The organism is Ruegeria sp. BH8 (genome assembly GCF_056538065.1).
Map to the genome: position 1 here is coordinate 15,136 of NZ_JBQFSP010000021.1, position 20,740 is coordinate 35,875.

Sequence of the window (20,740 nt, forward strand, 5' to 3'; positions counted from 1 at the left end):
GAAGCTAGCAGTCGAACAACAAAATAAGTTCGGTTGCTTGCCCCCTACCCTGCCCGCCTGATGCCACCAATTTAAACTCCTGGTTTCAGTAATCCGTGCCCTGCCGGGTATCCCAGAGACGCAGAATTTCTATCTGGGTTGGCATTACACGATAGATTAACGTGAATGGGGTTCTCGGCACTGAAAGCTCCCGTATGTCTTGGCGCGTGTCACTCGGGTGACCTGCATAAGGGTTGGCTGCGAGAGTAAGCTGAATGGCTTTGAGTTGAGCTCGTGCCCTTTCGCTGCCTTCAGGAAAAACTGACGTGTAGTAGTAACGGAACCATTGAATGTCCCGGGCCGTATCTTCGAGAAATACAATTTTCATTGGCTATTGGATTGCCCGCTTGCGACCGGAGCAGAGAGCTCATTCTCGGTATCCCAGCTGTCTATCCAAGCATTCATCTCGTCTGCCGTGATGAACTTTCCTAGATCTGCCTTTTCAACAGCCGCATCAATGGCTGCACGTTTTGCGGCCTTGGATTCCAGCATCATTCTGATTGCCCGTACCGCCAGTTGTGCTGGTGGCCGATCTTCGATCGCAGCTTCTCGTTCCAGGGACTTTCTCAAGTCTTCATCGAGACGGATTGAATATGGGCTGGTACTCATCGCAATCACCTGTTTCCGGTATGTAGTACAATGTAATACATTGGCACTCTATTCTCAATAGACGTTGGCATGAATGTTATCTGTTGCTCTGAGCTCATGAGCGAGATGAGATTTCAAAGTTACGGCCCTCTCTTCTGTGGTTTCTTTGTGTTTTGCTTCAACAAAGCGAATGGCTGCGTGTCTCCCCCATCGATTTTGGAGGTCAGAGAAATCAAATAGGCTTGGTGGGATCTTATGTTCTCCGCTCGTTGGAAAATGTATCCCAAAACCATAAAACGGAGAGCAGCGCTATGTGTCGATTTCATAGCATACCAAGTTTGACCAAGTCGTAGGTAATCGGCGATATCGTCCATAAGGCGGTCACAATGCGTCTGATCCCGGGCGAAGCGAAGTTCGGAGCACAAGCGTGGAAAGCTGCGCTTCATTTGATCTGGAGAAACTTGAATCTGAGAATGTTTTTCTTTCTTAACTATCGGATTCAAAGAGTTCTCTTTATGCCCCTCAATTTCATGGTCATTGGCCCTCAAATTTTCTGTATCTGTCTGTGTTATTTCTGAGATTTCCACAGAGATTTCTGCCAATAGCTCGCAGAGTACATTCGCATCTGGTTTGCGACGCAGAGCATTGCGTACGGTGGTCATCAATTCGGAGACCGCGGTGTCATTTGCTACGAGTTCCCTAAGGCGTGCCAGAGCGGCGGAAACCTTGTCACGGAGTACAGTGAACTCCAGAACTCGATCAGCGTGCCTCTGGGCTTCCTGGATGAACTCAGGGTGCCGTTCAGACAAGGGCATCAAGGAGAGCCCAGTTGCGGTGACCACCCTGCCCTGTCGATCCCGGCGCGCCCATCGCTTACCGTTTGCGCTCATTACGCGGCGGATAAGTCCAAGCTCAACCAGCGTCGAGATATGACGCTCAACTGTCTGCACGCTGACATGCGTCCGTTTGGCGATCGCCGCGTTGGAAGCGAAGCAGATGTGATGATCATCTTGGTCCGCAGTAATCTGATCACCGCCCACAAAAGAAATCATGGCTCTCAGGACATTGAGAGTTGTGGATTTCAACCCAAGAGGTTCTCTGGCCTCTTCAACGGCGCGAAGAAGTATCCATTTTTTGGGTGTACTACTCCCCTGCCCTGCCGTCCCCGACAAGGTTGCTCCATTTGGAGCCAATGCTGCTACTGTTTTCATGATTATCTATCGGCAGACAAAAATTACCCGTTCGCTCAAGAGCGTTTTTTCTTGTGTGGCGATTCGGGTGCTGCTAGATTCTAGGTGTCTAATCTAAGAATTGCGCTTTGCGCAGCAGCCCTCGAAGCTCCGGTTTCGGGGGTTTTGTTTGTTTGCCTTCCTCCTTTCTGCTCGTCCTCAGTTCTTTTTCTCGGCGTTTACAGCTGTAAACTCAGCGTGTGAGCGCTTGATGATTTCAGCCATGTTTTTGTCCAACCAGCTAGCGAAGTCAGCGTTAGCTCCGGTCCTTTTGACCGAAACAGTTAGTGATCCGTTGGTGGATTTGATTGTAACTCCTTCAATTGGGCTGACTTCGGCTGCACCTTCTCTTTGTCGTGCACCACGTTTGGCAGCTGCTTTTAGGAGCATTTCCAGCCGATCATCTGACGACATTGATGGCTCAATGGTTGCAAGCAGGTTTGCCGCTTCATCTCCCGCCAGCTTGCCTGCAACGAAGTGTTCTGCAAGCATGGTCCATTTTGGGCGGCCTGATTTTGGGGCTGCGCCGATCATGTCACCAATCTTTGCAGGAACATGTTGCGTAACTTTTGTCAGGTGAGACAGCCCTGATTTCGAAAGGTTCAATACTTGCCGCACCGTTGCAGAGTCATGCCCGGAAGTCAGGATCGCCTCGGCGAAACGTGCTTTCTCGTAGAAGGAAAGATTGCGCCTCGCAGCATTCTCAAGCCCCTTGGCGAGTAGCGCCGAGGCATCGTCGATATCCTGAACATTGGCGCGGACCTTAATGCCAAGTTCACGACAGGCTTTCAGCCGCCTCCTCCCATAAATTGCCTCGTATCGGCCGTCGGATTTCGATTTTCTGACAAGAATGGGAACTTGTTGGCCACCGTCTCGGATACTCGATATCAAGCTTTCAAAGCTATCGTCTTCTTCGTCAGTGTTTACAGCTGTAAACTCACCAAGCCTATCGGCTGGGCCCCAATCGTCGATCAGGGCAGGGTCAATTTCCCTGATTGCGGCCAGAGAGCCTTGAAGCGCACCAAGTGCAGGGGCATTGGGTTTTGGGGTTTTGTCGATGGCCTTGGGGCTAGAGCGCGCGATGGTGTTTGCGATCCCTGACATCTCCTGAAGCGATTTTCTAGCCATTAGCCGCGTCCCCACGCTTGATGGATCATTTGCTCCACCTCAGAGCCGATCGCATCCATTGAGTTCTTTGCCCGATCATAAGTTGCGCGTGTCATTTCCGACCGCACGACCTCGTAAATTGATTGTTTGAGCATTGTGGCGTCACTGATTGCAGTGCTTTTGAGGGCCGTAGCTGACATAACGCGATCCTGAAACAGTGCTCGCATGAACGAAGTCAGTTGTTGAGACGGCACGTCTGTCGGCTCGTCACGCGTTATCAGGAACTTGAAGTTATCGTATTCGAGCGTAGCGCCAGCATCTTCAATGACTGCCATGTAAGCACCAGCGAGTTCGAGGAATTGAGCCGTCGAAGACACGTCCAGCATCGAAGGTGTCAGTGGCACAAGCAATGAACTGGCGGCGGCCATCCCGGCTATTGTCAAAAATCCGAGTTGAGGTGGGCTATCAATCAGAACTAGGTCAAAATCGCCTTCTACCTGGGCCAAGGCATTCCGTATTCTCGTAAAGAACGGATGGTCCGGGTTGGAGTGAACGGCAGATTCTGTCTCAAACTCGGAAAGAACAAGCCGAGACGGCGCCACAGACAGACCGGGGAAGTATGTCGGAAGCACAACGTCCGCCATATCTACCGGATCTTCATACCGAATAGCATCGTAGATCGTCAGTCCGTCAAACTCAATTTCCGGGCTGATGCCGCACATGGATGTAAGCGAGCCTTGTGGATCCAGGTCAACGGCCAATACACGGTAACCGCGAAGCGCAAAATAATGGGCCAGGTGAATTGTTGTGGTGCTTTTGCTGCTGCCACCTTTGAAGTTCATCAACTGCCAGACTTGGAGTTTCTCTCCTTCAGTCCGACGAGGGATATAGCGCCCCTTTTTGCGAGAGGTTTTCTCAAGCGTTTCGCGAGCCTCCCAAAGCTCATGGGCAGTATAGTAGCGTCGACCGCTACGTACGTCTTTTGGTTCAGGAATCGTTCCTTCTGCGTGGACCTTACGCATGAATTGACCTGAGACACCTAAGAGTTCGGCCGCTTCTGGGGCTGCAAAGTTGCGTAGTGACTTGGTGTTGTCAGGGGCAAATGCCGCAAGAAGATGTTCCCGGATGGCCGAGTTTAATCTCTCAGAAATTTCCGTGGCGAGAGCCGATGGTCGTTCTGCCGTAAGTGGTGTCACGGGAATCATGTAGTTGCCTCAAATTAAAGAATGTGGTCATTTTTGCGCCACTTGAGACAAACAGGCGTGATTCATTGTCCTAAGTCAAGGATTTTCGCTTATATTGTGGGTTCTACAAAGCTGTGAACTACATACGCTTTGCATCAAAGCAAAATGGTTTACAGCTGTAAACCTCGTTGAAGCGGTTCCCGGGCTTTTATAGCTGATGAAGTTCTGCTGTGCAAAAAGTAGGCATACACACAAAACTCTTCCGAATGCTCCGCCTCGAGTTGAGCTTTTCATAACGAGCAGTTGGCACAAAAGAAGAAACGGCTTGCGCACCAAGACAAGAAATAGGGAAGGGCAGGGGGCCAATTGAGCTGATTGCGTATTTCCTCACCCCAACAGGTCCGTCGCCGGGTTTTCTGCGATATCGACGTCGTCATAGTACTTCTGCGCCTGGGCCATGGAGCGGTGTAGCGAGAGGCGCATGGCAGCTTGGATTGGTGCGCCGTCCAGTGCGGCTTGGGTTAGGAACCCAGAACGCAGACCGTGCGGCGAGGCGAAGTCCTCCTGCAACCCCGCCAACTGGAGGCGATGTTTGACGATCTGATAGATAGCGTACGGCGAAAGCCGACGTTTCAGCACACGATCCGCTTTTGAGACTGGTCTGAACAGTGGCCCGTTCTTAATCTGTCCAACCTCGATCCAATGGACCAACGCCTGGGCGGCGCGGCCTTTCAGCACCAGCCGCGGCGTTTCACCTTTGGTTGTCGTCTTGGTTTCCAGCAGTGAAATCCAAACCAGGCTTTTCTCGTCGAACTCCTTCAGCGAGACGTCTTCAAACATCAGCCCGGTGATCTCCGAGCGCCGTCTACCACCAGAAGCCCAACCCAGCATCAAGATGGCGCGGTCGCGGCAATCCCGGCGGCTGCCACGGCAGGTGGACAGCAGTTGCTCGAGGATGTCCCGGGTGATCGGGTGCTGCGATTTTGGGGCAGGGGGCCGGGCTGCAGCCCGGCGCGCCTTGGCACGGGCCTGCTTCACTTGGGGCGCACCGAAAGGGCTGGTCAGGTTCTTCATTCGATGAAAGGCCAGCCAGGAGGCGATGCGCCGGTCCAGCGTCGAGGGGGCAGGGCAGGCGAGGGACTTGCGCAGCCCCTGAGCAATCAGCGCTTCTGCGGTTTCGCGCGCCACATCCGTTTCTGGTGCGTCATTCAGATCTCGGGCGTGATCGAGAATGAAGGCGAGGGCGGTGGCCTCAGATTCCGGCCAGTCCAGCGTCGCTGCGAACCGCGCAGACTTCCAGGCGGTGACATAAAGCAGATCCCGTTCATATGCCCGCAGCGTGTTTTCCGGTGTGCCGCGCACATAAAGATCAGTGAGCGCCTCCTGATCTGTGTCCGAGAGGGCAGGGGCGGCGGCGGGGAGGTATGGGGCAGGGGGCTTCATGTCGATTTCCCCAAACCTGTAGACTGTTCTTGCTTGTTTTCACCATGTTTCATGGTTGGCCTCATGCTGGGTTGGTCCTTTAAGTGTAGGCGCGGACCAAATTTGTGCCGGTACTTGTTTACAAAATTGCAGGTTACTGTGCTGCATCTAATATGGTTTGCTGCCGGATCGGGGCAGGGGTCTACGGGTTACGGACCAATGCCGTCGCGAGTCCATTGGTTAAGGAAAACCGACACATGGGGCCCATTCTGCGCTGATTTTCGGGAGGAATCAATCAAACATGATAAGTGGTACTTATCGAATATAATAAAGATTTAACAGCAAAACAAAAGTAACGAGCAAAAAGCTCCAATTATGCGCGTAAATCAGATGGAGGTTTTGCTCTGTAACGGAAATCACGCGGGCGAGGGGAGCCAATCGACGCGAAAATTGCAACTGAGGGTATTGCCAAGTTGTTGGCGGCAGATTGTGCTTCATTGGCAGAGGCTGGGTCACGCGGGACTGTTGCGTTAATCGCCCAATCTGGCCAAGGTCGATCTTTTGAGGTCGATCATGCGCCGGAAATCACCATTCAAGCATCACCGTTTTCCAAGCGAAATCATCCTTTGCGCGGTGCGGTGGTATCTGCGCTACCCGCTATCCTATCAGGATGTCGTTGATTTGCTCGCAGAGCGCGGGATCACCATTGATCGGTCGACCGTGTATCGCTGGGTTCAGAAGTTTGGTCCGGAGATTACCAAACGGGCCGAGAAACACTTGCGCCGGGCCAGCGTGGACTGGCATGTCGATGAAACCTATGTCCGCGTCGGCGGCAAGTGGCGCTACCTCTGGCGTGCCATCGACGCAAACGGGCAAATGATCGACTTCCGTCTGACCGCACGACGGGATGCGAAGGCGGCAAAGGCCTTTCTGAACAAGGCGATTGAGCGGGTGCGCCTGCATCGGCCGGTCGTCATTGTGACAGACAAAGCCCCGACCTACGCCCGGGTCATTCGCGGGATCAACCATCGCTACGATCCGCATTTCGACAGCATCCGGCACATCGACAGAAAGTGGCGCAACAATCTGATCGAGAGCGATCATGCGGCCATGAAACGCCTCCTTGGCTATCGTCAGAGCTTTCGATCCTTGCGATGGGCCAAGGCAACCCTGAGCGGGATCGAGACGATTCGGACCATAAAACGCGGCCACGTCCATCACAAACAAGCAGGGGTCATAGGCGAGATCCAGTTCATCAGCCAACTTTTCGCGGCCGCGTGATAAACTACCCTTGCGCAGCTTAAACCGGGCTAAGCAGATTAACGCAACAGTCCCGTTTAAATGGCCCGTACGGATACCCGATTGGTTGTGATGCCGACTGTCACCTCCTTGCATTCTGTCGCGAACAAGCGCATGGAGCATGAGTTATCGTTTTTCTTTCGAACCTCTGCTTTCGCTAACCCGTTTCAGTTGATCGGCCACCTGTATTCGCCAGTGAGGAGGATATGGGCCCAACCGAGTGGCGAGGTGTGCGCCAGAAGGTTTGGCGAGCATCCTAGGCCTTCACGTCGGCGGCTAGCGACGGCCTGGCCGAGATGTTTGGTGTTCCAGTAGATGACGATCGCGGCAAGGAGGTTCAGCCCGGCCATGCGGAAGTGCTGGCCTTCGGAGGTGCGATCAAGGATTTCACCTTGGCGGCCGATGCGGAGGGCGTTCTTCAAGGCGTGGTGAAGCGCCTAGCCTTCCGCAAAGCCCATCAATTCAGCAACGAGATCACCAAGCGTCCCGGCTTGAACCTCGCGCCTCAAACTATAACCGATGTAGGCGTCGTAGATGATTTCTGCGCGAGCGGCAGCCTTTTGCTCAGTGAGGCCCATCTCCATGAGAATGTGCCGGAGATAGTCGATGCGCCGGCGATCCACCTCAAGGATGGCGCTGGCAGCGATTTCGTCGCAAGCTGCCCAGAACCGCATTTGCCGCTCCAGGGAATCCACTGCGCCGAAAGCCAAGAACAGGAGCGAGCGCAGCGCCTCTCGGCCCGAGGGCAAAGCGTTCAGTCCAGCGATGACATTTTCTGTAGCCGTCTCTCGCCAGTGTGCGACAAGGGTGCGGTGAAATTCGGCAACATCCTTAAAATGATAGTAAAAGCTGCCCCGCGTGACCGAATGTTCCTTAGTTAGAGCATCGGCTTTCAGTGCGTTGAAGCCTTTCTTCTTCAAGGCGTCGAACCCGATCCTCAGCCAGTCCTCGGTCGTCAGCTTATGTGGTCGGCCCATCGATTCCCCCTTGCGTAACATGCAGCACTGTATTGACAATGGCGCGGGTGCGCAAATATATAAAATACACTAATGTATGTTAAATGAGGAGCGGATGTTGGTCCAAGTCCTAGTCATTGGGTTTCTTGTCACAACCCTATTGGCCGTCTGTGCTTTCCATTTTTACTGGATTGCAGGTGGGCGCCTTTTTGCCGATCATGTCATTCCCACGCGGCGCGAGGATGGGTCGAAACTGTTCCACCCATCCCCGCTCGGAACCATGCTTGCCGCGACCTACCTAGCCCTCGTCGCGGGCCTCGCGCTTTTAGTGCATCACGACCTTGAATTGCGGCTCACCTCCACGGCCTCCCGTGCGCTCCTTACGGGCGCGGGTGCGATTTTTGTGCTCAGGGCGATCGGCGATTTCCATTATATCGGCTTCTCGAAACGGGTCCGCAGCACGAAATTCGCGTGGATGGACGACCGGCTGTTCTCGCCGCTCGTTATGGCGCTCGGCATTGCCAGCCTTGCAGTGGCCCTGTCATGAAGACCCCGTTCAAGAAATCTCCTGGTAGGGGGCGCGGCCCCTACTTCGATGATGCCAGAGCAAAGATTTGCGGCGAGCTGGCGCGATTTGACTTCGACTATGCCGACACAATGCACATCAGGGTCGCGCAAGATGATCGCAGGACTATTACGCAAATGATGGCCGCACGCGGGACCGGGCACGTCGAGCAGCTCCTTGGCCGCTTCCGCGACATTATGGTTCGGCCCTTTGGTTTGAAGCCCATTGGCCCTGCTGCCATCGCACCCTTTGACCAGAACGCGGAAACATCCGGCGCAACTATTCTGGGCGTCGACGATCGGCATGCGGATGTGCGGCTCGTGTATCAGATTGAAAACCTCGGCGACGCTCGCCAGCTTTGCGCAACATCGCTCGTGCGCACGCATGGTATGTTCGGGAAGGCCTATCTCATGGCCATCCTGCCGTTTCATTTCCTGATTGTGAGGCGTCAGCTCGAAAGGATCGGCAAGGCGCACTCCAACCACCATACCGAAGAACAGGGGAGTTCAAGAAATGGGTGATATTGCTGATCGCATCCGCGCGCTCGCGCCCGGTCTGCAACTGATGGCCGTTGCAACGCTAACTCATGATGAATTGCCTTGGGTCCGATATGTCGTCGGCAGAATGGACGAGGATCTTACTGTGAGATTCAGTACCCACCTTAGCTCCCGCAAGATCGCACAGATTCGGCGCACGCCCGCCATACATGTGACGCTCGGGGCCACCGACTTTTTTGCGAAGCAATGGCTGCAAGTCGATGGCAATGCGCGGATTTCAACATCTGCGGAGGATCGGCGCGACTTTTGGTTCGATGGGCTGAAAGCCTATGTTTCAGGCGTGGACGACCCCGAATATGCTGTCGTTATCATCTCGCCGTCGCGGATCGAAATCGCCTCCATGGTCACACAACCCGAGATTTGGGAGCGTCAAACAGATGTTTGACGGCCTTTGGCCCAATCAGGCACGCATGCAGCATGGATGTGTAAGCCACGGAGCGGAAGGGTTAGAGGGGTATTCGACTTGGCCCTGAACCCTGAAGACACATCGATCGGGAACGGCCCTTCGAACTGATGAAAGACGTGGTCTGGAACTGCAGCCTGTCAACGGCGGAACAAAACTCGGCCACTGTGGCGGAGCAAGAGTCGGCCAGTTGAGCGCGCGCGCCTTTGGTTGAGCCTGTAGCTTTCGCCATTCATCTCCAGGATGTTCACATGGTGGGTCAGCCGGTCCAGCAGCGCGCCGGTCAGGCGTTCGGTTCCGAAGGTTTCGGTGTTGATTGTCACTGAGAACTGACCCGGTATGCCCATAAATTGTCACTGAGAATTGACCCATGTGAACACATTGCCCCGACTGTTTTGGTTGGGGAGATTTGGAGTGATCGACATGGGATTTATGAGTGTTATCAGACGTTGGGCATTGCGTGACAAAATGCCGATACGCGAGATCGCCCGGCGGACGGGTTTGTCTCGGAACACCATCAAGAAGTATCTGCGAGAAGGCGGGGTGGAGCCGCGGTTCAAGACGCCCAAGCGTCCAAGCAAATTGGACCCATATGCGGATCGGTTGTCCGCTTGGCTTTTGTGGCCCGCTGCGGTGCCCGAGTGATTACAGGGCTTTCGTCAGGTGTGCCGAAATCCCTTTCTCCTGAAGTCGAAATCACGGGCACTGGAAAACTGCCGATCCCCACGGGTTTCGATGTTGGGAATCCGTTCCAGCTCATTGGCATTTAGATGTGTTGAAGAGGCTTGGGAGATCCGCGCGAGGCGCGCGGCTCGCATGATCCGTTAGACAGGGCAGGGGCTCATCGAAAGCGATGCAATTCTTTATGAGCGAAAGAATTAAGTGCGACCGACCGGCTAGAGGTTAGCCAACGCGCGGTGTTATCGAATGCAAATTGTACGCCTCGGGAAAAGTGAGTGCGATCCACAAAAACGCATGGGATAATTGCATTTGGCGCAGACGCGAAGCACTGCCCGGTCTCTGAACTATAGATCTATTGGAGCGCCGCCCTGGTCCTCTCGCCTTTTGACAAAGGCCTCAAGTGCTTCACTGGTCGAAGCGTCAAGCTGAGGTTGCTCGTAGGCGCCCAGGGCTTTCTTGTATACGAGATGGGCGCGTTGCGTCGCGTCCAGGCTGCCATCCTCCTCCCACTGGCCAAAATTCTTGGCGGTTGCGACGATGGGCTCATAAAACGCGGTACTGTAATTCTCTATCGTGGTCTCGGTGTCGAAGAAGTGACCGCCGTGACCGACCGCTTTGATCTCCTCGAATGCCAACGTCGTGTCGTTCACGGCAACGGGCTCCAGATACTTGACCATCATCTGAAGCATTTCGACGTCCAGTACGAACTTTTCAAACGATGACCGAAGCCCGCCTTCGAGCCAGCCGGCAGCGTGCATTATGAGATTGCTTCCGGACGTTATGGAAGCCCACAGCATCCCCAAAGATTCATAGATAGCCTGTGCATCGGGGGCAGGTGACGAAGTGAATGTCGATGACCTTATGGGAAGGCCGTAGAACCGGGCCATCTGTGAGCCAATCTGTAGGGACTTGTTTGTCTCCGGCGAACCAAACCCCGGCGAGCCGGTCTGCATGTTCACATTCATCGTATAGGCCGCAGACGCCACAGGCGCGCCCGGCCTGACCAGCTGTGTCAACGTAAGAGCCGCGGATGTGTCGCAAATATTTGGAACGGCCAAAGTCAGCGACTTACTGGATACACCTATCCTGCGATCTCGGCGAATACCTGGAAACCAGACGTCGTATTGCTGGAGAATTGCCGCTTCCTGATCATGTTGGCGACCTCGATGCCGTCCAGTGTAGCCGAGGCGGATCTGAACGATTTGAACCCACACATGTGCCGTACGCGACGCTTGATAAATCGATGATCCTGTTCGATCAGGTTATTATCCGGCATGAATGATCGCGACGCTTCAATCGGAGGTCCCGAAGACTTCAATGTGGTTTATTCTTGAACCACCGGGATTGGGGCGTTGGGAGCACGAATGGCGGGCAGGCCGAAGTATTTGATGAGCTGTGAGCTCGAGTTGTTATCTGGCCGCCCCTTCGACTTGCCCGGTTGCGCTGCGAGCGCGGATCCGTAGTTGTCGTGTAGCCCGCTGGCTCCCTTGGTTGCTGACCATAGAAAGGAGCCGGTCATGAAAATCATTGCGCTTGATGTGCATCGCACCTTTGCTCAGGTGGCGATTCTGGAGAATGGTAAGATCCGGGATGCGGGTCGCCTCGAGCTCGAGCGAGAACACATCCTGAAGTTTGCAGAGCGGCTGAATGTGGAGGACGAGGTCGTCCTGGAAGCGACAGTCAACACAAAGGCCATCGTGCGGCTGCTGTCCCCTTTTGTGAGCAGAGTTATCATCTCAAACCCACTGCTCGTTCGTGCCATCGCCTGGGCCAAAGTCAAGACCGACAAGATCGATGCAAGTGTTCTGGCGAAGCTTCACGCCAGTGGCTTTCTGCCAGAAGTCTGGATGCCGGATGAGGAAACGGAATGGCTGCGTCGGGTCGTGGCTGAGCGGGTGCAGCTGGTTTCCCAAATGACCCGCCTCAAGAACAGGATCCATTCGGTACTGCATGCCAATCTGATCCCGCCGTACAATGCGTCTCTTTTCACAAAGCGTGGGAGGAAATGGCTGGCGGAACAACCCGTCGCGCAAGACCAGCGGCGCGTCATCCTCCGTCATGCCGGTGAGTTGGACCGTCTCGGTCTTGAGTTGAAACAGATCGACGAAGACCTTGCACAGACAGCGCTTCAGGAGCCGCGCGTGAAACAGCTGATGACAATCACCGGCGTCAACATGATTGTTGCTCTAAGCGTTCTGGCGGCAATTGGCGATATCGGGCGCTTCTCGTCCCCGGAGAAACTCGTCAGCTATTTCGGTCTCAATCCCCGGGTACGCCAATCTGGAGACAAAGCCGCCTATCATGGCCGGATCACTAAGCAGGGCCGGTCCCATGCGCGAGCGATGCTGGTGGAAGCAGCCTGGTCGGTCTCCCGCACGCCTGGACCGCTCAGAGCCTTCTTTCGAAGGATCAGAGAAAAGCGCGGCAACCAAATTGCAGCAGTGGCAACAGCGCGCAAACTGACAGTGGTCATCTGGCACATGCTCTCCAAGGGCGAAGAATACATCTGGAACCGTCCCGCTTTGTTGGATTGGAAGCTGAGAAAGCTGGAACTGACGGCTGGCTACCCCTCTCACCGCGGTGGAAGAACGAAAGGCTCAGCTGCCGACTACAGCCTCAAGTCAGTGCGCGATCGGGAGAGAGAAGCTGTCGGTCACGCGGAAGAGGTTTATCGGCGTTTCGTAATAAAGTGGAAACAGAAATCTCCGATGGCAAAGCCCGTCGCACCTCAGTAGCTCACCCAACGACAAAGGCGCGGTGCCTCAAAAAGTTCTTGTCAAATACATCCGTCAGATACTTGGACCTGACCGTTTGGATTTTGGTTAGGCAGCCGAACCGCTTCGGGATCCTGTTCACCTCTCGAATGCCCGCCGCGTTGGCGCCACTTTTGTCGATGACAATCTTGTTCGGGATTCCATTTGAAGCCAGCGCTTTGCCAAAGAACCTTGCTGCTGCTGGACGGTTCCTGCGCTCAGACAGCATGAAATCAAGAGTATTCCCAGCTTTGTCGACGGCCCGATAGAGGTACTTCCAATTGCCGCGAACACGAACATATGTCTCGTCCTTTCGCCAGGAGCTTAGCGTTGGGCGTTTCTTCGATTGCGCTCTTGCTGCGATCATCGGTGAATACTTCACAACCCATCTGTTAAGTGTGGCGTGGTCCACCTGCACGCCGCGTTCGGCCATGATCTCTTCAAGGTCGCGATAGGACACTGTGTACCGCAGATAGAAGTACACAGCGTACAAAACCGCATCCTTGGGGAAATGACAGCCCTTCAATGAGATCATACTCCAGTAACCTGTTCGAAAACTGTTCTTCGAGCACAAACTTCAGATCACGCAGGCTCGTCAACTAGACACCAGAGTTTGCGACACATCCGCTGAATTCTATCACCCACGCGCATTTTTCCGCCTTGCAGAACTCGGTAGTACCAGCCCGTCCGACCTGTTTTCTGAAACAGATAGGCCATGCGCTTGTTGCCCGTGTGTTCGGATAGTTTCCAACAAGGTTGGCGACCCTGGCTGACTTGAACTACAGCCGTACCCAGGCTCAGGATATCCCCGATGTTGAGTGTTTCTTCTGTGATCCCCGTGGTTGCGATGTTCTCGCCAAAAGCCGCAGGGATCGACCCGTTGGGGATCTCACCTTCGGTGATCCATGTTGGATAGTGATCTGATGCGTAGTGATGGATCGCTTTGTCAGACCCGCCATGGTGTTCCAGATCCGCCAGTGCATCCTTGACGAAGCCGTTTTCATCGATGGTCTGAGGTCCCGTGACAGCGGTCTTGCCAATTGCAGAAGGCCCGCGCCCCTCCCACCGGTGTTGAACCTGTCCGCAGAAGATCCCGTCAATGGTGGAGGTGATTGTTGCTGTGGTCATGCGGACACCTGTTCGTGGCAAATCTGGTCTGCTTCCTCGGCTGACAGGGCGGTTTCCAGAAGGGCACAATAGGGGGCACCCCCTTTTTCGCCGTGGTGAATGCAGGTTTTACAGAGGCCAAATTCGCGACCACCATTTTTGGCAAGCGCGTTTCGCAGAGTGCTTAAAAGGGCACTCTGCAGGGCGTCGCGTTCACCGCTGCCAAGCGCGTTCAGCGCATCCTCCATCGGGGCGTCCGATCCGGCGATGTCCTGACCTTTTGGCGTCAGCGCATAGCTTATGACACGCTTGTCCAGTTCGGAACGTTGTTCATTCACATAGCCCTTTTCCAGCAGGGATTTGAGCGATTGGGTCGTGGTTCCGCGGGTGGTGCTAAGGTAATCCGACACATGGGATGGGCTTCGGGAAAACTGGTTTGCGCGGGCAAGATAGCCAAGCACCGACCGCTGGGTGGGGTTTAGATCCCCCGTCCAGCCTGTCGCCGCATCAAGCCGTGCAAGTCGATTAATAAGCTCGCGAATTTGACTGTGTGTTGTCATGCCTAACTAATATCGAGTCGAAATAGTCATTGCAATAGTTTCGACTCGATACTAATGGTGAGTCGAAGTCACTTGAAAGGACGCAAAATGACCAAATCATTCTTCACACTCACCGCCATTGCTTCATTGCTCGGAGCCTCGGCGATGGCTGAGAGCGGCCACGATCATGGCGATGCCATCAATCAGGACGGCGCAATCTTGTCTGACGCAGACACCGCAAAGATTGCATCCTTTGATATTCTGGCCGCCCACGCACATCGCAAAGGCAATGTGGTGACGTTTCATATGACGACAAATGGCGTTGCGGGTGCGGATGTTCCGGAAGCCACGGGTGAGGTCGGGGGGGCCAATGTGCTGTCTTATGTCTGGCCAACGTCATTGGATCCGTCGGCCGTTGGATTTGAAGGCGGCACCGGAATTTTGGCGATGGCGGCAACCAGCCACCCGGATTTCGACGACACTCCGCTTTACGACGAAAATGGGGACGGTGATCCGGCAAATGATGGCATTGTCTGGCACAGCCATTGGGTTGTTCTGACACCGACAGAAGCTTGCGGGCCAGGGGCTCTTGCGGTTCGCGACATCCCTGACGAGGAAACTCCGCAACTGCCGGCAACCTGGCCGGGCTTCCCGATCTTTCTGGACAGCCCAGGCTTCACCCCTCTGTTTGACGGTCCGGAAATTGCCGTCAATGTGGGGTTCCGCAGTAATGTTGATCTGGAAGGTGTCGCCTATGATGGCGTGACCGCAGCCTTGCGCGTGAACGCAAACATTCATTCGCCGCTGCTTTGTGTTGTGGATGTCTTTGACGTTGCCTCTGGCGACCTAAGCTTACCCGGCAAAGTCAAATGATCAGCGCCGGGGCTGCTAAACCGCGGCCCCGGTATCAGCCCAAGCAATGAAAGCAGGTGGGCTTCGGCACATTTTTCCGCGTAACCAGGATTGGATGAGCGCATCGCTAACTTGAAACGAAGCCGAGGAGTATGAAATCCAGTCCCTCGGACGAGGGAGCGTTGGGGAGCAGGTCAAGCGAGAAGAAGGCATTGCGGTCAACTCCCGTGGGGAGCCAGCATCTTGCCGATCACACTTCGATCAACTCGATCCGGTATCCATCCGGATCTTTCAGGAATGCGATGTTTTCACGCTCGCCTGTTTCTTTGGGCGCGTATGTCATTGGCCCAGGTGCGCGAGTGATCGTTGCTCCAATTTCATCCAGATGCGCGCATGTTGCGTGGATGTCGGATACGCCCAACGCCAGATGCCCATAGCCCGTGCCATGCGTGTATTCCGTGTCATCCCAGTTCCAGGTCAACTCGATGGTGGGCGCGGAACCTTCTTCGCCATATCCCATGAACACCAGTGTAAACTGCCCTTCGGGGAAGGTTTCGCGTCTTAACTCGCGCATTCCCAGGGCGGTTTGATAGAACGTGATGGAGCGCTCCAGATCCGCCACGCGCAGCATTGTATAGAGGATGCGCGTGGGAAACTCAGGCGCCTTTTTCTGCGTTTGCATATCAGTCTCCTTTGGAATTTTCCTTGAGGGCGTCATGTGTAGAAGGGCGAATGCACGTTTCTGCTGGCCTCTTCGGTTGAGGTCGCGTCAAACACGCGGGTGTAGTACGCCGCGTTCATAGATTTGGCGGTCTTGGGAAACGTTTCGATGGCAAACGCCTTGGCGTTTTCCAGCGTGTCGAAGGCGTCGATGCCGCCGATCGTGTTCGTGTGAAGTCCGCTCAGCCAGGTTTTTGAAATCAGGCCGCCGACGGTCTTCAGTGTGGCGTTTCGTTCACGCCACGGTGCCTGGTTGAAAGGCACGTTTGCCTGAACTTCGGTGTAGACGAACGCCCCAGGTCGCAGCTTTGCCGGGTTGCCAAAATAGGGCGACTGGATGTCTTTGCTTGCCTCGCGGACCACTAGGGCGTCAAAGATACGGGCCATCTGACCCACGCCAAAGGACTGTCCGATCTCCGGGAGGATCTCTGTGCAGAAATGCTGGGCGGCCTGCAAACTCTCAAATCCGCACACGCCGGCGGTCACGCTGTTGTCGAGACCAGAGAGCCAGGTCATGCTTTGAAACCCGGAGGCCGCAGAGATTTGTGCGTTCAATGCGTTCCAGGGCAGCCGAGCAAATGAAATGTTGAACGGGACTTCCGAGTAGACAAGTGCTTGGGGTTCCATTGTCGCGCCATTTCTGTCGTTTCACGTTGTGAATGACCCGCAATACGCGGGTCATTCCGGTCTTGCGTGCATGCCTCAGGCCGCAGGGATGTGCATCGCTGCTTGAATGAACGGCAGGCGCAGAACCTGCCCTATGCCTGCCCAGCATCCGTCGTTGACGTGATTAAAATGCGCCCAGTGGTTCAGCCGCCCCTCGTAGGGTCCCACGACATCGTCGACGATGGCCCCGATGTCAGCGGCAAGCGCTTCGCGGGTCGTGGTGTTCAAGGCGCCCTCAGGCGTTGTCACGAAAATCAGGACTGGCGGTTCATCGGAGGCCTTGCCCCCGACATAGGTTGCGCCGGCCGGAAGTTCCGTGAGTTGCGCCCAAACCAGCGATTGCGCACTGTCACTGTCCAGTGGCGCGCCTTCAGCTTTGAGAACGGCATCTGAAAAGCGTTTGATCAGCGCGTCTTGTTTCGATTTGGACAGGGCGCCCTTTTGGGCGGTAACTTGGATGAGAGGCATTTTGTTCTCCTTGTGGGGATTGAGTGTTGTGGTCGTGACCGGTTTTGGGTCCTGCCGGCCTCAAATGGGCGGCGATGGTCAGAGCAGATGGAAGCTGATGATTTCGGTGTCGCCGGGCATTTCCAAGGTCACCTCGGCGGAGGCAGGGCGAAAGAAGCTCTTGCCCTGCGGAATGATCTGCGGATCACGTCCATTCACTGAAATCGTCACTGTCCCGGATGCCACATATCCAAAGATCGGCATGGTGGCCGTCTTGGTTATGCGCTCGCCTGCGGCATAGGTTTCCGAGTAGGCTTCGATTTTCGACACAGTGACACCATCGAGTTCCGCGGTCGGAAACGAGCGTCGATCAATCTGTTCGGTCAGCGGCTCTTCGAAGCGGATGAAAGGCTCTCCCTCCTGCTGAAGATTGAAGTCCGTAAAGACCGCAACTTCACTGTCCGACGCGTTGTCGAAGTGCAGAATTCGGGGGCCAGACGGCTCAAAGAACGCGTCACCGGTTTTCAGGATTTGTGGGGCCTGACCTTCCACCTGGTAGTGGATGGTACCCTGCGACACGTAGCCAAACACCGGCGCATCATGTGTATGAGTCGGGCCGACCTGTCCCGGCAGGAAGTGGAAATCGCCAATCTCGACCAGATCGACAATGCGCGGCTCGATTTCGACCGACAGCAGGATTTGCCGATCTTCCGCCTGGGAGCCTGCCACGGCCATTGATCCGGGCAAGATCAGGGCTGCCGTCAGGAAGTAGGGTGCAAAGGGGCGCATGTTTAGTCCTTTCAATGGTGAACGCGCAATTCCTCGGGATTGCGATGTATTCTGGGCTTAGAGTGTGGTCACTCTCTATCAATAGAAACTGATTGCTCTTTACGCAAGCAAAAAAGAGCGACCAGTGTCTATAGGGGAAGATCAACTTAGCAGGGCATCAATATTTTATGTATTTATTCAATGACTTAGGCGCTCACTGCATCGCTTCGACGGATGCTGAGCCGCGGATACCGGATGCCGACGTTCCGTGGTTGGCACGAACCTGGCGTCTAGAATCGCCCTGAGGAAATGGCTTCGCGGATCGACGCCGTGATGTCCGAGGCCAGGTCGGCATCTTGCACGGCGCGCGCCATCAGAACGCCGCCCGCCAGCATGGCCAGCAAGGTCCATGCCTGCGCCCGGTCGGTGTCCCCGTCCTTCTCGGGCAAGCGTTGGGACACGATCTGAGCCACTTTGTTGATTGTCACTGAGAACTGACCCGGTATTTTCACCGAGATTTGACCCACCCTCAGTTATGCGCCGTGGTCTATGACGCGGTCAATGTTTTGGTCTCCTTTCCTGTTTTCTTTGCAGCCTCTGAGCTGGCCTTGAAGCGGTAGCTGTCGTTGCCAGTTTCGAGGATGTGACAGCGGTGGGTAAGCCGATCCAAGAGAGCCGTGGTCATCTTTGCATCCCCGAAGACCTGCGCCCATTCCGAGAAGCTGAGGTTGGTGGTGATGATCACGCTGGTGCGCTCATAGAGTTTGCTAAGCAGATGAAAGAGCAGTGCGCCTCCGGATGAGCTGAAGGGCAGATAGCCAAGCTCGTCCAAGATGACCAAGTCGACCTTGGTCAGCATCTCAGCCATCTTCCCTGCTTTGCCGAGTGCTTTTTCTTGTTCCAGCGCATTGACCAATTCCACGGTCGAGAAGAAGCGGACCTTGCGCCTGTGGTGCTCAATCGCTTGGACGCCAATTGCAGTGGCTGTGTGGCTTTTGCCCGTGCCAGGTCCACCGATCAACACGACATTCTCTGCTGCTTCGATAAACTCGCAGCGGTGCAGCTGCCGCACTGTCGCTTCGTTGATTTCACTCGATGCAAAGTCGAAGCCCGTCAGGTCTTTGTATGCTGGAAAGCGGGCGACCTTTGTGTGGTAGGCGATAGACCGCACCTCTCGTTCGGCGATTTCGGCCTTGAGCAGCTGTGACAGCATTTGCGTGGCAGCTTCGAACGCTGGCGCGCCCTGGGCGACCAGGTCGTTGACGGCATTTGCCATACCATAGAGCTTGAGGCTGCGCAGCATGATGACGATAGAGGCTCCTGCTGGGTCATGACGCATGGCGCTTCTCCCCAGCCTGTCTCAACCCATCATAGCGATCGACGTTGGCCTCTGGCGTTGTTTGCAATGCCAGTGCGTCCGGCGGATCGACTTCGGGGTGATCTGTCGGATTGCGGTCGATCAATCGGTGCAGCAGGTTCAGAATATGTGTTTTGGTCGGCACACCCGCTTCCAGCGCCAGTTCTACCGCGCACAGGACATCTTCCTCATTGTGCTGAAGAACCAATGACAGGACATCGACCATCTCTCGGTCTCCGCCCTCTTTGCGCAGCATATGATCCTGCAATTGACGGAAGGCGCTTGGCATCTCCGCGAACGGAGCACCATTCCGAAGCGCGCCCGGTTTGCGTTGGATAACAGCGAGATAGTGGCGCCAGTCATAGATGACCTTGCCGGGCTTGCGATGAGACCGCTCGATGATCCGCGCATGCTCGCAAACCGTTTGCCCCTCAGCGACGACAACCAGCCGATCAGGGTAGACATGCAGGCTGATACGGCGGTTCGCAAAGCTGGCGGGCACGCTGTAGCGATTGCGTTCGAAGGTAATCAGACATGTCGGGGACACACGCTTGCTGTGCTCGATGAAGCCATCAAAAGGCTGGCGGAAGTGCCATCAGCATGGGCTTCTCGGCTTCCCAAACGTCAGCGATGGACCCCGGCAAGGCTTTGTGTGGTGTCTCTGTCCAAAGCGCGACGCATCGATCTTCGAGCCACTGGTTCAGTTCGTCCAGATCGGCAAAGATGGGCATGACCTGCCACATGCGGTTACGCGCATCTTGTACGTTCTTCTCAACCTGACCCTTTTCCCAGCCCGCTGCCGGATTGCAGAACTCAGGTTCAAAGACATAGTGGCTGGCCATGGCTTTGAAGCGTGCATTGATGTCGCGTTGCTTGCCTTTGCCAACGCGGTCTACCGCCGTCTTCATATTGTCATAGATGCCACGTCCGGGGACGCCGCCAAAAACCCTGAACGCATGCCAATGAGCGTCGAACAGCATCTCATGCGTTTGCAGCGGGTAAGCGCGCACCAGGAACCCGCGGCTGTGTGACAGTTTGATATGCGCGACCTGAAGTTTGACCCGCTCACCGCCGATGTTGGCCCAGTCCTCGCTCCAATCGAATTGGAACGCTTCACCCGGCTGGAACACCAAAGGTACATAGGTGCCGCGCCCCGTCGTCTGTTCCGCTCGATGCCGATCATCACGCCACGCCCGGGCGAAAGCCGCCACGCGTTCATAGGAGCCGTCATATCCCAGCTTCACCAGATCAGCATGCATTTGCTTCACTGTCCGCCGCTCTTTGCGTGACTTCCGCGTCTGGATCAAAAGCCAAGCGGACAACCGATCCGCATATGGGTCCAATTTGCTTGGACGCTTGGGCGTCTTGAACTTCGGCTCAACCGCGCCTTCGCGCAGATACTTCTTGATAGGGTATTGCCAAGTTGTTCACCTGACTTGACCGGGTTATCAGCGGGTCATGAACATTCCGACCAACATGCCGCGCCTGAAGGGGTTCCGCT

Annotated in this window: 22 protein-coding genes and 6 pseudogenes; 7 read left to right on the forward strand and 21 right to left on the reverse strand. The window is 55.2% G+C overall.

Annotated elements, in window-relative coordinates; translation table 11 throughout:
• Window positions 1-85 precede the first annotated feature (85 nt).
• The 6 genes from ACR0AD_RS19520 to ACR0AD_RS19545 form a co-directional block, all read right to left on the reverse strand.
• On the reverse strand, window positions 86-367 hold the full coding sequence (locus tag ACR0AD_RS19520) for a type II toxin-antitoxin system RelE/ParE family toxin (RefSeq protein ID WP_480489154.1): 282 nt from the start codon (window positions 365-367) through the stop codon (window positions 86-88).
• Window positions 364-648: a hypothetical protein gene (locus tag ACR0AD_RS19525; RefSeq protein ID WP_170456398.1), complete on the reverse strand. Its 285-nt coding sequence runs from the start codon at window positions 646-648 to the stop codon at window positions 364-366. Before ACR0AD_RS19525 ends, ACR0AD_RS19520 begins: the two co-directional genes overlap by 4 nt.
• Window positions 649-767: 119 nt before the next feature.
• Window positions 768-1,838, reverse strand: coding sequence for a helix-turn-helix domain-containing protein (locus ACR0AD_RS19530; RefSeq protein WP_480489157.1), 1,071 nt, complete (start codon window positions 1,836-1,838; stop codon window positions 768-770).
• A 177-nt stretch (window positions 1,839-2,015) separates the two neighbouring features.
• Window positions 2,016-2,984 carry a plasmid partitioning protein RepB gene (gene repB / locus ACR0AD_RS19535; RefSeq protein WP_480489159.1) on the reverse strand — a complete coding sequence of 323 codons (969 nt, stop codon included), beginning with the start codon at window positions 2,982-2,984 and terminating at the stop codon, window positions 2,016-2,018.
• Window positions 2,984-4,168, reverse strand: a complete 1,185-nt coding sequence (gene repA, locus ACR0AD_RS19540; RefSeq protein WP_480489161.1) for a plasmid partitioning protein RepA — start codon at window positions 4,166-4,168, stop codon at window positions 2,984-2,986. Before repA ends, repB begins: the two co-directional genes overlap by 1 nt.
• Window positions 4,169-4,534: 366 nt before the next feature.
• Complete coding sequence (locus ACR0AD_RS19545; protein WP_480489163.1) at window positions 4,535-5,590, reverse strand: tyrosine-type recombinase/integrase; 1,056 nt, start codon at window positions 5,588-5,590, stop codon at window positions 4,535-4,537.
• A 552-nt stretch (window positions 5,591-6,142) separates the two neighbouring features.
• On the opposite strand from ACR0AD_RS19545, the gene ACR0AD_RS19550 reads away from it, so the two are divergent.
• Window positions 6,143-6,850 (forward strand): IS6 family transposase, encoded by a 708-nt coding sequence (locus tag ACR0AD_RS19550; RefSeq protein WP_480489165.1) that lies wholly within the window; start codon window positions 6,143-6,145, stop codon window positions 6,848-6,850.
• A 185-nt stretch (window positions 6,851-7,035) separates the two neighbouring features.
• On the opposite strand, the pseudogene ACR0AD_RS19555 reads toward ACR0AD_RS19550, so the two are convergent.
• Window positions 7,036-7,299 (reverse strand): annotated as a pseudogene (locus tag ACR0AD_RS19555) (Tn3 family transposase); the annotation flags it as partial.
• Between the two features lie 6 nt (window positions 7,300-7,305).
• The gene (locus ACR0AD_RS19560) at window positions 7,306-7,845 is read right to left on the reverse strand and encodes a TetR/AcrR family transcriptional regulator (RefSeq protein WP_480489167.1); all 540 of its coding nucleotides are present in this window, start codon (window positions 7,843-7,845) and stop codon (window positions 7,306-7,308) included.
• Window positions 7,846-7,939: 94 nt separating this feature from the next.
• On the opposite strand from ACR0AD_RS19560, the gene ACR0AD_RS19565 reads away from it, so the two are divergent.
• Genes ACR0AD_RS19565 through ACR0AD_RS19575 form a run of 3 tightly spaced genes read left to right on the forward strand, consistent with a single transcriptional unit; the run spans window position 7,940 to window position 9,331 of the window.
• Window positions 7,940-8,371, forward strand: a complete 432-nt coding sequence (locus ACR0AD_RS19565) for a DUF3995 domain-containing protein (protein ID WP_480489169.1) — start codon at window positions 7,940-7,942, stop codon at window positions 8,369-8,371.
• The gene (locus ACR0AD_RS19570; RefSeq protein ID WP_480489170.1) at window positions 8,368-8,910 is read left to right on the forward strand and encodes a DUF2867 domain-containing protein; all 543 of its coding nucleotides are present in this window, start codon (window positions 8,368-8,370) and stop codon (window positions 8,908-8,910) included. The genes ACR0AD_RS19565 and ACR0AD_RS19570 overlap by 4 nt, the downstream gene beginning before the upstream one ends.
• Window positions 8,903-9,331: a pyridoxamine 5'-phosphate oxidase family protein gene (locus ACR0AD_RS19575; protein ID WP_480489172.1), complete on the forward strand. Its 429-nt coding sequence runs from the start codon at window positions 8,903-8,905 to the stop codon at window positions 9,329-9,331. Before ACR0AD_RS19570 ends, ACR0AD_RS19575 begins: the two co-directional genes overlap by 8 nt.
• Window positions 9,332-9,489: 158 nt before the next feature.
• Here the strand turns inward: ACR0AD_RS19575 and ACR0AD_RS19580 are convergent.
• Window positions 9,490-9,660: pseudogene (locus ACR0AD_RS19580) on the reverse strand (ATP-binding protein); the annotation flags it as partial.
• A gap of 112 nt (window positions 9,661-9,772) precedes the next feature.
• Here ACR0AD_RS19580 and ACR0AD_RS19585 point away from each other — a divergent pair.
• Window positions 9,773-9,967 (forward strand): annotated as a pseudogene (locus ACR0AD_RS19585) (helix-turn-helix domain-containing protein); the annotation flags it as partial.
• A 407-nt stretch (window positions 9,968-10,374) separates the two neighbouring features.
• Here the strand turns inward: ACR0AD_RS19585 and ACR0AD_RS19590 are convergent.
• Entirely contained in the window at window positions 10,375-11,088 is a 714-nt protein-coding gene (locus tag ACR0AD_RS19590) for a trimethylamine methyltransferase family protein (protein ID WP_480489174.1), read from the reverse strand.
• Between the two features lie 23 nt (window positions 11,089-11,111).
• A pseudogene (locus ACR0AD_RS19595) lies at window positions 11,112-11,297 on the reverse strand (DDE-type integrase/transposase/recombinase); the annotation flags it as partial.
• A 250-nt stretch (window positions 11,298-11,547) separates the two neighbouring features.
• Here ACR0AD_RS19595 and ACR0AD_RS19600 point away from each other — a divergent pair.
• Window positions 11,548-12,765 carry an IS110 family RNA-guided transposase gene (locus ACR0AD_RS19600; RefSeq protein WP_480489176.1) on the forward strand — a complete coding sequence of 406 codons (1,218 nt, stop codon included), beginning with the start codon at window positions 11,548-11,550 and terminating at the stop codon, window positions 12,763-12,765.
• 19 nt (window positions 12,766-12,784) lie between these two features.
• Here ACR0AD_RS19600 and ACR0AD_RS19605 read toward each other — a convergent pair.
• The 3 genes and pseudogenes from ACR0AD_RS19605 to ACR0AD_RS19615 form a co-directional block, all read right to left on the reverse strand.
• Window positions 12,785-13,318, reverse strand: a pseudogene (locus tag ACR0AD_RS19605) (IS6 family transposase); the annotation flags it as partial.
• Between the two features lie 47 nt (window positions 13,319-13,365).
• Window positions 13,366-13,911: an MOSC domain-containing protein gene (locus ACR0AD_RS19610; protein WP_480489178.1), complete on the reverse strand. Its 546-nt coding sequence runs from the start codon at window positions 13,909-13,911 to the stop codon at window positions 13,366-13,368.
• Window positions 13,908-14,450: a MarR family winged helix-turn-helix transcriptional regulator gene (locus ACR0AD_RS19615; RefSeq protein ID WP_480489179.1), complete on the reverse strand. Its 543-nt coding sequence runs from the start codon at window positions 14,448-14,450 to the stop codon at window positions 13,908-13,910. Before ACR0AD_RS19615 ends, ACR0AD_RS19610 begins: the two co-directional genes overlap by 4 nt.
• An 87-nt stretch (window positions 14,451-14,537) precedes the next feature.
• Here ACR0AD_RS19615 and ACR0AD_RS19620 point away from each other — a divergent pair, with 87 nt between their 5' ends.
• Window positions 14,538-15,302, forward strand: coding sequence for a hypothetical protein (locus ACR0AD_RS19620; RefSeq protein WP_480489180.1), 765 nt, complete (start codon window positions 14,538-14,540; stop codon window positions 15,300-15,302).
• 229 nt (window positions 15,303-15,531) lie between these two features.
• Here ACR0AD_RS19620 and gloA read toward each other — a convergent pair whose 3' ends face one another.
• The 7 genes and pseudogenes from gloA to istA all read right to left on the reverse strand — a co-directional run.
• Window positions 15,532-15,963, reverse strand: a complete 432-nt coding sequence (gene gloA / locus ACR0AD_RS19625) for a lactoylglutathione lyase (RefSeq protein ID WP_480489181.1) — start codon at window positions 15,961-15,963, stop codon at window positions 15,532-15,534.
• A 32-nt stretch (window positions 15,964-15,995) separates the two neighbouring features.
• Entirely contained in the window at window positions 15,996-16,628 is a 633-nt protein-coding gene (locus tag ACR0AD_RS19630) for a hypothetical protein (RefSeq protein WP_480489182.1), read from the reverse strand.
• A gap of 75 nt (window positions 16,629-16,703) precedes the next feature.
• Window positions 16,704-17,135: a tautomerase family protein gene (locus ACR0AD_RS19635; protein ID WP_480489183.1), complete on the reverse strand. Its 432-nt coding sequence runs from the start codon at window positions 17,133-17,135 to the stop codon at window positions 16,704-16,706.
• Window positions 17,136-17,213: 78 nt separating this feature from the next.
• A complete protein-coding gene (locus ACR0AD_RS19640) occupies window positions 17,214-17,903 on the reverse strand; it encodes a cupin domain-containing protein (RefSeq protein WP_480489184.1) in 690 nt (229 codons plus the stop codon).
• A gap of 269 nt (window positions 17,904-18,172) precedes the next feature.
• The gene (locus tag ACR0AD_RS19645) at window positions 18,173-18,370 is read right to left on the reverse strand and encodes a hypothetical protein (RefSeq protein WP_480489185.1); all 198 of its coding nucleotides are present in this window, start codon (window positions 18,368-18,370) and stop codon (window positions 18,173-18,175) included.
• Between the two features lie 59 nt (window positions 18,371-18,429).
• Window positions 18,430-19,221, reverse strand: a complete 792-nt coding sequence (gene istB / locus ACR0AD_RS19650) for an IS21-like element helper ATPase IstB (protein ID WP_480489187.1) — start codon at window positions 19,219-19,221, stop codon at window positions 18,430-18,432.
• A pseudogene (gene istA, locus ACR0AD_RS19655) lies at window positions 19,211-20,648 on the reverse strand (IS21 family transposase); the annotation flags it as partial. The pseudogene istA and the gene istB, both read right to left, overlap by 11 nt.
• Window positions 20,649-20,740 lie beyond the last annotated feature (92 nt).

Bases quoted from the DNA above. Each gene is read 5' to 3' on its own strand.
- ACR0AD_RS19520 (WP_480489154.1), bottom strand. From the start codon at position 367: ATGAAAATTGTATTTCTCGAAGATACGGCCCGGGACATTCAATGGTTC.
- ACR0AD_RS19525 (WP_170456398.1), bottom strand. From the start codon at position 648: ATGAGTACCAGCCCATATTCAATCCGTCTCGATGAAGACTTGAGAAAG.
- ACR0AD_RS19530 (WP_480489157.1), bottom strand. From the start codon at position 1,838: ATGAAAACAGTAGCAGCATTGGCTCCAAATGGAGCAACCTTGTCGGGG.
- repB (WP_480489159.1), bottom strand. From the start codon at position 2,984: ATGGCTAGAAAATCGCTTCAGGAGATGTCAGGGATCGCAAACACCATC.
- repA (WP_480489161.1), bottom strand. From the start codon at position 4,168: ATGATTCCCGTGACACCACTTACGGCAGAACGACCATCGGCTCTCGCC.
- ACR0AD_RS19545 (WP_480489163.1), bottom strand. From the start codon at position 5,590: ATGAAGCCCCCTGCCCCATACCTCCCCGCCGCCGCCCCTGCCCTCTCG.
- ACR0AD_RS19550 (WP_480489165.1), top strand. From the start codon at position 6,143: ATGCGCCGGAAATCACCATTCAAGCATCACCGTTTTCCAAGCGAAATC.
- ACR0AD_RS19560 (WP_480489167.1), bottom strand. From the start codon at position 7,845: ATGGGCCGACCACATAAGCTGACGACCGAGGACTGGCTGAGGATCGGG.
- ACR0AD_RS19565 (WP_480489169.1), top strand. From the start codon at position 7,940: ATGTTGGTCCAAGTCCTAGTCATTGGGTTTCTTGTCACAACCCTATTG.
- ACR0AD_RS19570 (WP_480489170.1), top strand. From the start codon at position 8,368: ATGAAGACCCCGTTCAAGAAATCTCCTGGTAGGGGGCGCGGCCCCTAC.
- ACR0AD_RS19575 (WP_480489172.1), top strand. From the start codon at position 8,903: ATGGGTGATATTGCTGATCGCATCCGCGCGCTCGCGCCCGGTCTGCAA.
- ACR0AD_RS19600 (WP_480489176.1), top strand. From the start codon at position 11,548: ATGAAAATCATTGCGCTTGATGTGCATCGCACCTTTGCTCAGGTGGCG.
- ACR0AD_RS19610 (WP_480489178.1), bottom strand. From the start codon at position 13,911: ATGACCACAGCAACAATCACCTCCACCATTGACGGGATCTTCTGCGGA.
- ACR0AD_RS19615 (WP_480489179.1), bottom strand. From the start codon at position 14,450: ATGACAACACACAGTCAAATTCGCGAGCTTATTAATCGACTTGCACGG.
- ACR0AD_RS19620 (WP_480489180.1), top strand. From the start codon at position 14,538: ATGACCAAATCATTCTTCACACTCACCGCCATTGCTTCATTGCTCGGA.
- gloA (WP_480489181.1), bottom strand. From the start codon at position 15,963: ATGCAAACGCAGAAAAAGGCGCCTGAGTTTCCCACGCGCATCCTCTAT.
- ACR0AD_RS19630 (WP_480489182.1), bottom strand. From the start codon at position 16,628: ATGGAACCCCAAGCACTTGTCTACTCGGAAGTCCCGTTCAACATTTCA.
- ACR0AD_RS19635 (WP_480489183.1), bottom strand. From the start codon at position 17,135: ATGCCTCTCATCCAAGTTACCGCCCAAAAGGGCGCCCTGTCCAAATCG.
- ACR0AD_RS19640 (WP_480489184.1), bottom strand. From the start codon at position 17,903: ATGCGCCCCTTTGCACCCTACTTCCTGACGGCAGCCCTGATCTTGCCC.
- istB (WP_480489187.1), bottom strand. From the start codon at position 19,221: ATGCGTCATGACCCAGCAGGAGCCTCTATCGTCATCATGCTGCGCAGC.